This is a genomic window from Neisseria sp. HMSC073G10 (assembly GCF_001812605.1).
GTDB lineage: Bacteria > Pseudomonadota > Gammaproteobacteria > Burkholderiales > Neisseriaceae > Neisseria > Neisseria subflava_A.
On the sequence record NZ_KV809513.1, the window covers coordinates 3,146 to 15,713 of the forward strand.

Here is a 12,568-nt window from a genome sequence, read left to right on the forward strand (position 1 = left end):
AATCAATCTAACGTCCTTAAAATAACAATAGCATTTTTATCATTGCTGAATATTCTATCTGCGTGTGGTATTCCGCGCGATGAAGTGCTTCGATCGTACTCAATATACACTCTTTTACCTGATGGAAGCGTTGCTTGCAAGTCTGGGCGACATATTCCTACACGACAAAAATTTCCATACTGCTAATCTACGTCAGCCCCAAAAACAAAGATTTGTTTTTTTCATTCAACATATCTATCCTAAATACGCCATCACTCCATTGAGTTTTTAATTTGTATTTCGCTCTTGTTAAATGTTTTTCTGTTTGCCGATTTCTTTTGCTAATGTAAAAAATACTCTACCACTCTCATTGGTTAAAGTTTTCAAGTATTCATCAACATCAGTAACATTAATAACAACTGTTTCATTTGTATGTTTATTAAATTCTAAATCAACAATAATATTCCCATTAACCAATATTTCATATATATCTTCTTCTTCAGGCAGCATAGACAAACAATAAGCACTTGAAGCTGAAAACTCTTTTTTCAGATACTGAAGAAGAAAAGTATTTTTAATTAAAACATCATTAAATTCATCTAATGATTGCTTGACTTCTTCCGTTGTCCAATTTTTAACATTATTCTTCATTGTATTCTACCTGGGGTCGTAGTTATGGGGCTTAGGAAGCAAAATCACAAAATATAATGATAAGCTTCTAACAGAAAAATAATTGTAGCAAAGATACAATTTATTCTTAATGCCCTTAAATAAGATCTATTTGATATTTTTTCCACCCAAATAAAACCCTAAAAAACTTAAAACTCATAAACCTAGCAGTAATGAAATACTCAAAAAAACTTAAGGTCATTCCTTCTGATTTTAGAATTTTATAGACCAATACAAAATTAGTTAATATAGTAACAAGATACAAAAATATCAAACCAAAAAATATATAAGGTATTAATGCTATCATTTAATTTTTCCTTACATTTGCACTAAACTTAGATATTGGTGCTTTTACTCTTATATTTGGTGTTTTTTTTTCTTAAATGCTGTCCATTGCCACCCTATAGTTCCATTTGTCGAAAATCCACTACCTGAACCTAATTTCGCAGTGTAAATTATCTCTTCACCTTTATCAATTTGAATCTTAACCCCATCAAAAAACAATGAATAAAAAATGCCCGAAGCCAAAAGCCTCGGGCATTTTTAATATTTGGTGGGTCCGGTGGGTTTCGAACCCACGACCAAGGGATTATGAGTCCCCTGCTCTAACCCCTGAGCTACAGACCCGTCAAGAGTAGATGCGGATTATAGCATAACTTGTTGCTTGTTCAAGATGCCGGGAAAATGTTTCAGACGGCCTGTTGGTTTTCTATTCGGGCATTATGCCGATACGCCCAATGCTTCCCAAACTTTCAAAGCGTCCGATGTTGCTTTGACATCGTGAACACGGATGATTTGCGCGCCTCGGGCGACTGTGGCCAAAGCGGCTGCCACGCTGCCGTATACGCGTTTGGCGGCATCTTGTTCGCCTGTCAGTTCGCCAATCATACGTTTGCGCGATACGCCGATCAGAAGGGGGAATCCGGTTGCGTTCATCAACTCAGGCAAATGTTTTATCAGGGTGATATTGTGTTGCAGGTTTTTGCCGAAACCGAAGCCGGGGTCTAGCGTGATGCGTTCGGGGGCAATGCCTGCTTGAACGCATTCTGTCGCGCGTGCTTTTAAATAACGCGCGACTTCTTCGACGACATCTTGATATTGCGGATTCAGCTGCATGGTTTTGGGCAAACCCTGCATGTGCATGAGACACACGCCCGTCTTCGGCTGTTGCGCCAGCAATGCGACTGCGCCTTCATCACTTAATGCGGCAACATCGTTGATAATATCGACGCCACCTTGCGCCAAGGCTTTTTCCATGATCACCGTGCGGCGCGTATCCAAGCTGACGGGAACATTCCACTTGGCGACTTCCGCCAAAACCGGCTGTACCCTGGCCCATTCTTCTTCAAGAGAAACATCATCCGAACCTGGGCGGGTAGATTCGCCGCCGATATCGAGAATATCCGCACCGTCTTTCAACAGCTGCTCGGCATGTGCCAATGCTATTTGGACATTTTGCGAATAGGTGCCGCCATCGGAAAATGAATCGGGGGTCAGATTGACGATGCCCATGATTTTTGGTTTGTCTAAGGCGATTTCAAATCGGCCTGCCTGCCAAATGTGCGTGTTCATAATGCTTCCATTGATGAAATAATAGGATAGAGGCCGTCTGAAACTTTTCAGACGGCCTTTAGGTTTTGACTTCAAAACAGTAAATTACATTCCGCCGTAATTCGGTCCGCTCGCGCCTTCGGGACAAATCCAAGTGATGTTTTGCGTCGGGTCTTTGATGTCGCACGTTTTGCAGTGAACACAGTTGGCGGCGTTGATTTGCAGGCGCGGATTACCGTTTTCTTCGACGATTTCATATACGCCGGCCGGACAATAGCGGGTTTCGGGCGAGGCGTATTCTTTGTAGTTTACATCTATCATGACCTGCGGATTTTTCAGCACCAAATGGTCAGGCTGGTTTTCTTCGTGTGCAAGGTTGGCAAGGAAAACGCTGCTCAAACGGTCGAAGGTCAAAACGCCGTCAGGCTTCGGATAATCAATCGGCTTGCATTCGGCGGCTTTTTTGAGCTGCTCGTTGTCTTTGCCGTGATGTTTCAAGGTCCACGGGGCTTTGCCTCTAAAAATCATTTGGTCGATGCCGGTATAGATTGAGCCGAGGTAAACGCCCCATTTGAATGACGGACGGACATTGCGCGCGGCGTAAAGCTCTTGATACAGCCAGCTTTGTTCAAAGCGTTGCTGATAATCGGTGGCTTCTTTGCCACTGTCGAAGCTTTCCACTTCTTCGAGGTTTTCTAACAAAGGAAATACGGCTTCTGCGGCAAGCATGGCGGATTTCATGGCCGTATGGATGCCTTTGATGCGCGGCATATTCAGGAAACCTGCGGCATCGCCGACCAAAACGCCGCCTTTGAACGAGAGTTTCGGCAGGCTTTGCAAACCGCCTTCAATCAACGAACGCGCGCCATAAGCGATACGGCGGCCGCCTTCAAAGGTTTTGCGGATTTCAGGATGGGTTTTGAAACGTTGGAACTCTTCAAACGGCGACAGATAAGGGTTTTGATAATCTAAGCCTACCACAAAGCCGACAGCAACTTTGTTTTCGTCAAAGTGATAAATAAACGATCCGCCATAGGTTTTGCTGTCCAACGGCCAGCCTGCGCTGTGCATAACCAAACCGGGCTGATGTTTTTCAGACGGCACTTCCCAAATTTCTTTAATGCCCAAGCCGTAAGTTTGCGGTTCGCTGTTTTGGTCGAGCTTAAATTGTTCAATGACTTGCTTGGAAAGCGAGCCGCGACAGCCTTCGGCAAATATGGTTTGCTGCGCCCAAAGCTCCATGCCGGGCTGGAATGAATCGGTCGGTTCGCCGTCTTTGCCCACACCCATATTACCGGTCGCAATGCCTTTGACCGAACCGTCTTCGTGATAAAGGACTTCGGCAGCGGCAAAACCCGGATAAATTTCCACGCCTAAATTTTCCGCCTGCTCTGCCAACCAGCGGACAACTTCGCCCAAGCTGGCAATGTAATTCGCATGGTTGTCGAAATTCGGGGTAATCGGCAGGTTGAACGCTTTTTTCTCGGTCAGGAACAAAACCCTGTCCTTCGTCACTGTACGCGTCAGCGGCGCGCCTTTTTCTTTCCAATCAGGAATCAGCTCATTCAAAGAAATCGGATCGATGATGGCGCCTGCAAGCGAGTGCGCACCGGCCTCCGAACCCTTCTCCACCACGCAAACGCTGATTTCGCGTCCATTCTTTTCGGCAAGCTGCTTGAGTTTGATGGCGGCAGACAAACCCGACGGGCCTGCGCCGACAATCACGACATCGTATTGCATACTGTCGCGTTCGATGGTTTCTGTCATAGTGGTTCCTGTATTGTCATTATTCAATTTAATCCGCTAATTATACAGCCTGGACATATAGTTACCAAATACAACAAAAGGCCGTCTGAAACTTTACTCAAATTTCAGACGGCCTTGACTGTATTCAAAAGATTACTGCGCTTTGGTTTCCGTTACAAAACCGATTTTGCTGATACCGGCTTCGCGCGCCGCTTGCAGGGCTTGGTTGACATAATCGTATTCAACCGCTTTATCCGCCGCAATCGCCACAATCACATCTTCGTTTTTCGCTTTGGCTTCTTTCAGCTTGGCAGTTACCGTTGCCAAATCCACTTTGGCATCAGAATCGCCGCCAACAACATAAGCACCACTGGCATCAATGCTCAAACGCAAAGGATCTTTAGGCTGCTGCTTATCCTCTTTTGCCGCTTTTTCCGAAGCAGTCGGCAACTCCAAAGGAATCGAGTGGGTCAGCACCGGCATGGTAATCATAAATACAATCAGCAACACCAGCATCACGTCCACCAAAGGCGTAACGTTGATATCCGACATCGGCGCATCATCGCCGGAATTCATTGATCCGAAAGCCATGGTTTAATCCTTTTGGTTCAGAAGGCGGACATGCAGGTCATGTGCAAATGCGTCCATATCTTGCGCGATGGTTTTCGTACCGCGATTGAGGAAGTTGTACGCCAATACGGCCGGAATCGCCACAAACAGGCCGACAGCAGTCGATACCAAAGCCTCGCCAATCGGACCGGCTACCGCAGCAATGCTCATTTGACCGCTTTCGCTGATGCCGATCAGGGCATGGTAAATACCCCAAACAGTACCCAACAGACCGATAAACGGAGCGGTTGCACCGATAGAGGCCAAAGCGGTCATACCGTAGTCAAACTGGCGCATGGTTTGGGCCAAACTGTTACGGATATGAACGACCAAATATTCGTTCAAAGGCAATTCGTCAATCAGCGATTTGCTTGTCGTTTGACGGTAGTTTTGGTATGCGCGCAGAGACTCATCGGCAACACTGCTCATCGGTGCTTCTACCGCTTTGGCTTTTTGTACGGCATCAGCCAGCGTAAACGCATTCAGCATCAACTCTTTTACCTGAGCATTGCCTTTTTTCGCTTTGCGGTATTTGATGCAGCGGATCACAATAACGCTCCAAGTCACCACACTCATCAACAACATCAGGACAAATACACCAATCAGTACCACATCACCTGATTTGAAAACTAAACTTAAATCCATAATTTTTCCAAGTTAAAAATAAAATTAAAATTTCTATCGGGTCATTTAAAATCATTTCCCAACAGCATATATTTTCTAATCAATCAGCTTAGGCCTAGATACTTATTCGAGCGTGAATTTGACAGGTACTTTAAATTCAGTCCAAACGCTTGCATGACAGCTACCATCTTTAACGGCTTTACGCGCTGCATTATCCAGACGACTATAACCACTTGATTTATTCACACTAATTGAATCCACTTTACCGCCGGGACCAACCAAGACTTTCAAAACAACCAAGCCCTCTTCACCATTTTCAGTGGACAGTGAAGGATACGGAGGTCTTGGAATATGGCAGGTTCCTTTTGCAGGATTGCCTTTACTGCTGCCGGCACCTGTACCGCTGCCACCTCCGCCACCGCCGGTGCCGGAACCATGTTCACCTTTCGCACCGCCGCTGCCAGATCCGCTGCCTTCGCCACGGCCGCTGCCTGTACCTTTCGTACCGCCGCCGTTGCCTTTTCCTTCTCCGCCCAAGGCTTTGCCTTCGCCGTTGCCTTTACCGTTTTCAGCAGTATTCGGCCCGGTTTTGCTGCCTGAGTGTTCAGATGCTTTGGGAGATGGTTTAGGTTCTGCCTTCGGCTCTGGTTTTGGTTCAGGTTTTGGTTCGGGCTTCGGCTCAGGTTTGGGTTCCGGCTTAGGCTCGGGCTTAGGTTTCTCGATCGGTTTTGGTTTTTCCTTTTGCTGTACGATATCCGCTTTTTCTTTTTTCGTTACCACAGGTTTGATAACAGGTTTGGGCGGCTCGACAGGCTTAGGTTTGGGTTTCGGCTTGGGTTTCGGTTGTTCGGGGGTTGGCTCGGGGGCGGCAGGTGCGCCTTCGCCCTCAGGACTACCGTCGCCACCGCCGAAATCGCCTAAATCGACAAATTCAATATTCGCCATTTCGACAGGAGGCGGTTTGTGCGCGTGCCATAAAAGTGCAACCAAACCGACGTGAATCAACGCAACGGAAGTCACGACGGCTGGAGTTAAAATTCGTTTTTTATCCATAATTCCGTTATGTTAATAGCAACAATTCCCGTTTGCAAGTCGTTTTACAGTCAAAATAAGCATTAATGCTTATAGAGAAAGTTTATAGACCTGCTGTTTTAAAGGCTGTATATCATAATATGATATTAGCTCTCATTACTAATATTATCAAACAAGCGGCCATCTGAAAAGATAAACGGTATTAAAAAAGCCATCGACTCTTACAATCTTTATGCCATCCGCACATCAGGCCAATATTTAAACCTCATCAGACCGATAAAAATTCAAATGGTTTCAAACCATCTGTATTTTTTATCCATAAAACATCAGGCCGTCTGAAAACATTCTTTCAGACGGCCTAATTCAAACAAAATCATTTTTTCCGTTTCGCCCTTGGGTGCGCCTCATCATAAACGCGCGCCAAATGGTCAAAGTCCAGCTTTGTATAAACTTGCGTAGCGGAAAGGTTGCTGTGCCCCAACAATTCCTGTACGGCACGGATATCGCCCGATGCCTGCAAAAGATGGGTTGCATAGCTGTGGCGCATCATGTGCGGCGAGATATGGCTGGCACTGCCCACGCGCACTGCCCACGCCTGCAGGCGTTTTTGGATTTGACGTTGCCCCAGCCTGCCGCCGTTCTTATTGGTGAACAAGGCCTGCTCGCCCTCTTTGGCAATACGCACTGCCAGATAATCGCGCAATGCCGCAATGCTTTTAGCCACCAAAGGCACTTGCCGCTGCTTGCCGCCTTTACCCTTCACGCTGACCCAGCCTTCATCCAAGACGATACCGTCCAGATTCAAACCTTGTATCTCACTCAGGCGCAAACCGCTGCCATACATCAATTCAAACATGGCCTTATCGCGTACGTCCAACTCATCATCAACCGGCGCATGGTCAAGAATATGGTTTAAAGGTTCTTGCGGCAGCGCTTTGGGCAGGCGTTCGGGCAGGCGCGGCGCTTTCATATTAAATGTCGGGTCGCTTTCCATGACTTCTATCTGCACCAGCCAACTGCAATACTGCCGCCACACCGATAATTTCCGCGCCAAGCTACTTTCGCTTAAGCCCTTTTGCGACAGCTTTTTCAATACCGCCACAAAATCACGGCGCGTCGGCAGGCCGTTTCCCAGGTTATCGGGCAACAGGCGCATCAACTCACTTAAATCGCGCCGATAAGCGGAAACGGTATGCTCCGACTTGCCTTGTTGCAGCAAGGTTTTCAGATAGCGTTCAAGATGAAGCGCAAAATTGTTTGATTCCGCCATTTCAGACGGCCTCCAATGCTGCTTTCAAGGCCGAAGGCAGACGACAGACACGCTGCTTGCCATAATCGAAACACACCATGCCCGTCTGCACTTTCGCCAGCACAAGGCCGTCTGAAATCCTGCGGATACGGTACAGCAAAGAAAAGCCCACACCGGCCACGCCCGCTGCCCCCATTTCTACCGACAGCTCATCGCCATGATGACCTTGTGCCAAATACTGTACCGCTGCATCCGCCATAATCAGGCCAGCCCCTCCGGCATCCATTTCACTCCAACCCAGCTTCGCCAGCCAACGCATCCTCACTTCATGGCACAAACGCAACACCGCATCGTTCGCCAAATGGCTACCATAGTTCACATCGCCCACCTGCACCGTCAAGGCCGTCTGAAACAAAGGCTTATCACACTCGGCCACCGAAATCCTATCCATTTCGCACACCCGTTTTCAATACTACGCCATTATAAACCGAGACCCTGTTCGTTAATATATAAAAACAATGTAGCAGCTTGTAGTTTTTCATTTCAAAAAACATTATAATTTATCGGATAAATTTACCCTTCACTACTTCAGGAGCTCCTCATGGCACTCGTATCCATGCGCCAACTGTTGGACCATGCTGCCGAAAACAGCTACGGTCTGCCCGCATTCAACGTTAACAACCTCGAACAGATGCGCGCCATCATGGAGGCGGCCGACCAAGTCAACGCCCCCGTTATCGTTCAAGCATCCGCAGGCGCACGCAAATACGCAGGTGCCCCATTCCTGCGCCATCTGATTTTGGCCGCAGTCGAAGAATTCCCGCATATCCCTGTCGTAATGCACCAAGACCACGGCGCATCTCCTGATGTGTGCCAACGCTCCATCCAACTAGGCTTCTCCTCCGTGATGATGGACGGCTCGCTGATGGAAGACGGCAAAACCCCTTCTTCTTACGAATACAACGTCAACGCCACCCGTACCGTCGTTAACTTCTCCCACGCTTGCGGCGTGTCCGTTGAAGGCGAAATCGGCGTATTGGGCAACCTCGAAACCGGCGAAGCCGGCGAGGAAGACGGCGTCGGCGCAGTGGGCAAACTTTCCCACGACCAAATGCTGACCAGCGTCGAAGATGCCGTACGTTTCGTTAAAGATACCGGCGTTGACGCATTGGCTATTGCCGTCGGCACCAGCCACGGCGCGTACAAATTCACCCGTCCGCCCACAGGCGATGTATTGCGTATCGACCGCATCAAAGAAATCCACCAAGCCCTGCCCAACACCCACATCGTGATGCACGGCTCGAGTTCCGTTCCGCAAGAATGGTTGAAAGTCATCAACGAACACGGCGGCAAAATCGGTGAAACCTACGGCGTACCGGTTGAAGAAATCGTCGAAGGCATCAAACACGGTGTCCGCAAAGTCAACATCGATACCGACTTGCGTCTCGCCTCTACCGGTGCCATCCGCCGCTTCATGGCAGAAAACCCATCCGAATTCGACCCGCGCAAATACTTGAGCAAAACCGTCGAAGCCATGAAACAAATCTGTCTTGACCGCTACCTCGCATTCGGTTGCGAAGGCCAAGCCGGCAAAATCAAACCGATTTCTTTGGAAAAAATGGCAACCAAATACGCCAAAGGCGAATTGAACCAAATCGTTAAATAATCCGTATATCGGATTCACACTAAGGCCGTCTGAAACCTTATTGCCAAGTTTTCAGACGGCCTTAGCTTTTGGGAAATTTATAGTAAAATCTTCCACCGACCACACATCAAACACATCGAAAACAAACATGAAACTCGCCGTTATTTTGCCGGCCTATTGTGCCGAAGCTTATTTGCCTGAATGCTTGGATTCGGTATTGAATCAAACATTCCGCGACTTTTTCGTCATCGCCATCAACGATGCTTCAATAGACAAAACCGGTGAAATCCTCGAGGCTTACGCAGCCAAAGATTCACGTTTGCAGGTTTTCCATCTTCCGGAAAACAAGGGCGAGCCGTTTGCCTGCCAATTTGCCATGGATATGCTCAAAGACGTAAAGGTCGAATATGTGGCACGAATGGACGCGGACGATATTTGCGCCTTGGATCGTTTTGAAAAACAAATTCAATTCTTAGACAGCAATCCCGAAATCGATATTGTCGGCAGCCAAGCCACCATCTTTTTCGATGACCAATCTGGAAGAGAACCCGTTTTAAGCGACCTCCCCCTGCTCGACAAAGACATTAAAGCCTTTCTCTCCTTTGCCGCTCAAAACATGTTCAACCCCACCACCATGTGGCGGCACGACAGCATTAAAAACCTCGGGATAAACTACACTGCGACAGAAACCGCTCCCGATTTCCATATGTGGGTGCAATGCGCCCTACATGGCAAAACCTTTGCCAACCTGCCCGAGCCTTTGTTGTCATACAGGATACACACAACTCAAGAAAGCAAAAAAAGAGACAAAATCAACAGATCCGTCCAATACACCATGGAATTGTGGTTCAGCCACCTTTTCCCTGAATTGAACCCAGTAGAAGTAACCCTCTTAAGTCGAATCTTGCATGAAAAGCAACTGCGTTTAACCACTGAAGAGCTGAAAACCATTTTTGCCGCGTATGACAGAATCAGTAAAGACCGCAGCATTTCATTGTTTGGCGAAGACCGCAATACGATGTTCGACATGATAGACAATTTCTTCAATTTCTTAAAAAGCCGGTTGAAATTCACTTAAATCATAAAAGGCCGTCTGAAACCTCGGTTTCAGACGGCCTTTATCTATTTCAAAATCAATCTAAATCAGAACAAGCCATGAATCACGCCTTCTGCGTCCACATCGATTTTCTCGGCAGCCGGAACTTTCGGCAGACCCGGCATTTTCATCATATTGCCGCACAACGCAACAATAAAGCCTGCGCCTGCGGAAACAGTGATACCGCGCACGGTAATGCGGAAGCCTTCAGGGCAGCCCAAAAGTTTGGCGTTGTCGCTCAAAGAATATTGGGTTTTCGCCATGCAGACCGGCATTTTGTCCAAGCCCAGTTTTTCCAGTGAAGTGATTTCGGCAGACGCTTCCGCGCTGAAATCGACATCTTCCGCGCCGTACACTTTTTGGGCAATCGCACGGATTTTGTCTTTAATGCTCAATTCAACATCGTAGGCGAAGCCGAAGTTATTCGGTTGATTTTCGATGGCGTTGACGACTTTGTGCGCCAAGTCTGCACCACCCGCGCCGCCTTTGCCCCATACTTCGGTCAGAGAAACTTCAACGCCGTGTTCCGCGCAGGCTTTTTCAATCATGGCCAACTCGGCATCTGAGTCGGACACAAAGCGATTGATGGCAACCACCACAGGCAGGCCAAATACGTTTTTTAGGTTGGAAATGTGTTTCAGCAGATTAGGCAGACCTTTTGCCAAGGCTTCAAGGTTTTCTTCGCCGAGGTTGGCGCGCTCCACGCCGCCGTTGTATTTCAAAGCGCGGACAGTGGCCACGACAACAGCCGCATCAGGTTTCAAATCCGCCAGACGGCATTTGATGTCGCAGAATTTTTCCGCACCCAAATCCGCGCCGAAGCCTGCTTCGGTTACGGCATAATCGGCAAGGTGTTTCGCCAAACGGGTGGCCGTTACAGAGTTACAGCCGTGGGCGATGTTAGCGAACGGGCCGCCGTGTACAAAGGCCGGAGTGCCTTCGATGGTTTGCACCAAGTTAGGCTTAATCGCATCTTTGAGCAATGCCGCCATCGCGCCATTCGCTTTCAAATCTTTGGCATAAACAGGACTGCCGTCTTTGGCATAGGCGACAAGGATGTTGCCCAAACGCTCTTTCAAATCGCTGATGTCTTTGGCAAGGCAGAATACCGCCATCACTTCGGAGGCAACGGTAATATCGAAACCGTCAGGACGCATCACGCCGTCAACAGGTTTACCCATACCGTCGATGATGTTGCGTAACTGGCGGTCGTTCATATCGACCACGCGACGCCACAGCACGCGTTTCGGATCGATGTTCAACTCATTGCCTTGATAGATATGGTTGTCGAGCATGGCGGCGAGCAGGTTATTCGCCGCACCGATGGCGTGAAAGTCGCCGGTGAAGTGCAAGTTGATGTCTTCCATCGGCAAAACTTGGGCATAACCGCCGCCTGCCGCACCGCCTTTAACACCAAACACCGGACCCAAAGAAGGCTCGCGCAGGGCAATAACCGAGTCTTTGCCGATATGGCGCAATGCGTCCGCCAAACCGATGGTTACAGTGGTTTTACCCTCACCCGCAGGAGTCGGATTAATGGCGGTCACCAAAATCAGACGGCCTTGTTTTTGTGGCAGCTTGAATGCCTCGGCAGGATTGATTTTGGCTTTGTAATGACCATAGGGCTCAATGTTGTCAACGTTCAAACCCAGCTTGGCGGCAATTTCACCAATCGGGCGCATGGTGGAAGACTGGGCAATTTCAGCATCGGTTTTGAAGCTCATGATTTTCCTTTATTGAGAGAGGGAAAGGCCGTCTGAAACAATATAATAAAGACGGCTGGAAGAAAAAGAATATTAGTTCTATTATAGCGTTTTCCAAAGACAAACCGCAGTGAAAATTTCGATATCTCATCAACAAGCGGATTCATATTGTCAACAATTTGAAACAAAGGAATAAAACATGAGCAGCAACGCATGGCTGTTTTGGGCATTGGCATCGGCAGGCTTCGCCTCATTAACCGCTATTTTCGCCAAAATGGGTTTACAGGGCATAGATTCGGATTTCGCCACCTTTATCCGCACCTTGGTCATCCTCGCCGCTTTGGTATTGTTTTTAACCTACACCGGCAAATGGCAGGGCGTGAACGGCTTTACCAGCCGCAACTGGACATTCCTCATCCTATCCGGCCTCGCTACCGGCGCATCTTGGCTTGCCTACTTCAAAGCCCTGCAACTGGGCAACGCCTCGCAAGTCGCACCCGTCGACAAATTCAGCCTGGTCTTGGTCGCCCTGATGGCCGTGGTTTTCTTAGACGAACGCCCGAGCACGCAGGAGTGGATAGGCTTAGGCTTGGTAACCGCAGGTGTGTTGACTTTGGCTTTGAAACGATAAAGATTGGGACATCAAAAAAGGCCGTCTGAAAAAT

The 12,568-nt window shown here is 48.1% G+C and carries 12 protein-coding genes and 1 tRNA gene; 3 read left to right on the forward strand and 10 right to left on the reverse strand.

Going from position 1 to position 12,568, the window contains the following annotated elements:
- Positions 1-288: 288 nt before the first annotated feature.
- The 9 genes from HMPREF2865_RS04305 to HMPREF2865_RS04350 all read right to left on the reverse strand — a co-directional run bounded on the left by HMPREF2865_RS04305 (position 289) and on the right by HMPREF2865_RS04350 (position 7,910).
- Positions 289-630, reverse strand: coding sequence for a hypothetical protein (locus tag HMPREF2865_RS04305; RefSeq protein WP_070645840.1), 342 nt, complete (start codon positions 628-630; stop codon positions 289-291).
- A 569-nt stretch (positions 631-1,199) separates the two neighbouring features.
- Positions 1,200-1,275, reverse strand: a tRNA-Ile gene (locus HMPREF2865_RS04315).
- Between the two features lie 93 nt (positions 1,276-1,368).
- Entirely contained in the window at positions 1,369-2,220 is an 852-nt protein-coding gene (folP, locus tag HMPREF2865_RS04320; RefSeq protein WP_070645842.1) for a dihydropteroate synthase, read from the reverse strand.
- An 84-nt stretch (positions 2,221-2,304) separates the two neighbouring features.
- Positions 2,305-3,966: an electron transfer flavoprotein-ubiquinone oxidoreductase gene (locus HMPREF2865_RS04325; RefSeq protein WP_070645844.1), complete on the reverse strand. Its 1,662-nt coding sequence runs from the start codon at positions 3,964-3,966 to the stop codon at positions 2,305-2,307.
- Positions 3,967-4,098: 132 nt separating this feature from the next.
- Positions 4,099-4,536 (reverse strand): ExbD/TolR family protein, encoded by a 438-nt coding sequence (locus HMPREF2865_RS04330; protein ID WP_003748410.1) that lies wholly within the window; start codon positions 4,534-4,536, stop codon positions 4,099-4,101.
- Between the two features lie 3 nt (positions 4,537-4,539).
- Complete coding sequence (locus HMPREF2865_RS04335) at positions 4,540-5,199, reverse strand: MotA/TolQ/ExbB proton channel family protein (RefSeq protein WP_070645846.1); 660 nt, start codon at positions 5,197-5,199, stop codon at positions 4,540-4,542.
- A gap of 102 nt (positions 5,200-5,301) precedes the next feature.
- Positions 5,302-6,231: an energy transducer TonB gene (locus HMPREF2865_RS04340; RefSeq protein ID WP_070645848.1), complete on the reverse strand. Its 930-nt coding sequence runs from the start codon at positions 6,229-6,231 to the stop codon at positions 5,302-5,304.
- Positions 6,232-6,583: 352 nt separating this feature from the next.
- Positions 6,584-7,480, reverse strand: a complete 897-nt coding sequence (locus HMPREF2865_RS04345) for a tyrosine recombinase XerC (RefSeq protein ID WP_070645850.1) — start codon at positions 7,478-7,480, stop codon at positions 6,584-6,586.
- 1 nt (position 7,481) lies between these two features.
- Positions 7,482-7,910 (reverse strand): acyl-CoA thioesterase, encoded by a 429-nt coding sequence (locus HMPREF2865_RS04350; protein WP_070645852.1) that lies wholly within the window; start codon positions 7,908-7,910, stop codon positions 7,482-7,484.
- A gap of 150 nt (positions 7,911-8,060) precedes the next feature.
- On the opposite strand from HMPREF2865_RS04350, the gene fba reads away from it, so the two are divergent.
- A complete protein-coding gene (fba, locus tag HMPREF2865_RS04355) occupies positions 8,061-9,125 on the forward strand; it encodes a class II fructose-bisphosphate aldolase (RefSeq protein ID WP_070645854.1) in 1,065 nt (354 codons plus the stop codon).
- Positions 9,126-9,252: 127 nt separating this feature from the next.
- The gene (locus HMPREF2865_RS04360) at positions 9,253-10,182 is read left to right on the forward strand and encodes a glycosyltransferase family 2 protein (protein ID WP_070585082.1); all 930 of its coding nucleotides are present in this window, start codon (positions 9,253-9,255) and stop codon (positions 10,180-10,182) included.
- Between the two features lie 65 nt (positions 10,183-10,247).
- On the opposite strand, the gene HMPREF2865_RS04365 is transcribed toward HMPREF2865_RS04360, so the two are convergent.
- Positions 10,248-11,924, reverse strand: coding sequence for a formate--tetrahydrofolate ligase (locus HMPREF2865_RS04365; protein ID WP_070645856.1), 1,677 nt, complete (start codon positions 11,922-11,924; stop codon positions 10,248-10,250).
- A gap of 178 nt (positions 11,925-12,102) precedes the next feature.
- On the opposite strand from HMPREF2865_RS04365, the gene HMPREF2865_RS04370 reads away from it, so the two are divergent.
- The gene (locus HMPREF2865_RS04370; RefSeq protein ID WP_070645857.1) at positions 12,103-12,534 is read left to right on the forward strand and encodes an EamA family transporter; all 432 of its coding nucleotides are present in this window, start codon (positions 12,103-12,105) and stop codon (positions 12,532-12,534) included.
- Positions 12,535-12,568: the final 34 nt, after the last annotated feature.

Bases quoted from the DNA above. Each gene is read 5' to 3' on its own strand.
- HMPREF2865_RS04365 (WP_070645856.1), bottom strand. From the start codon at position 11,924: ATGAGCTTCAAAACCGATGCTGAAATTGCCCAGTCTTCCACCATGCGC.
- HMPREF2865_RS04325 (WP_070645844.1), bottom strand. From the start codon at position 3,966: ATGACAGAAACCATCGAACGCGACAGTATGCAATACGATGTCGTGATT.
- HMPREF2865_RS04360 (WP_070585082.1), top strand. From the start codon at position 9,253: ATGAAACTCGCCGTTATTTTGCCGGCCTATTGTGCCGAAGCTTATTTG.
- HMPREF2865_RS04340 (WP_070645848.1), bottom strand. From the start codon at position 6,231: ATGGATAAAAAACGAATTTTAACTCCAGCCGTCGTGACTTCCGTTGCG.
- HMPREF2865_RS04370 (WP_070645857.1), top strand. From the start codon at position 12,103: ATGAGCAGCAACGCATGGCTGTTTTGGGCATTGGCATCGGCAGGCTTC.
- HMPREF2865_RS04305 (WP_070645840.1), bottom strand. From the start codon at position 630: ATGAAGAATAATGTTAAAAATTGGACAACGGAAGAAGTCAAGCAATCA.
- HMPREF2865_RS04335 (WP_070645846.1), bottom strand. From the start codon at position 5,199: ATGGATTTAAGTTTAGTTTTCAAATCAGGTGATGTGGTACTGATTGGT.
- folP (WP_070645842.1), bottom strand. From the start codon at position 2,220: ATGAACACGCACATTTGGCAGGCAGGCCGATTTGAAATCGCCTTAGAC.
- HMPREF2865_RS04350 (WP_070645852.1), bottom strand. From the start codon at position 7,910: ATGGATAGGATTTCGGTGGCCGAGTGTGATAAGCCTTTGTTTCAGACG.
- HMPREF2865_RS04330 (WP_003748410.1), bottom strand. From the start codon at position 4,536: ATGGCTTTCGGATCAATGAATTCCGGCGATGATGCGCCGATGTCGGAT.
- fba (WP_070645854.1), top strand. From the start codon at position 8,061: ATGGCACTCGTATCCATGCGCCAACTGTTGGACCATGCTGCCGAAAAC.
- HMPREF2865_RS04345 (WP_070645850.1), bottom strand. From the start codon at position 7,480: ATGGCGGAATCAAACAATTTTGCGCTTCATCTTGAACGCTATCTGAAA.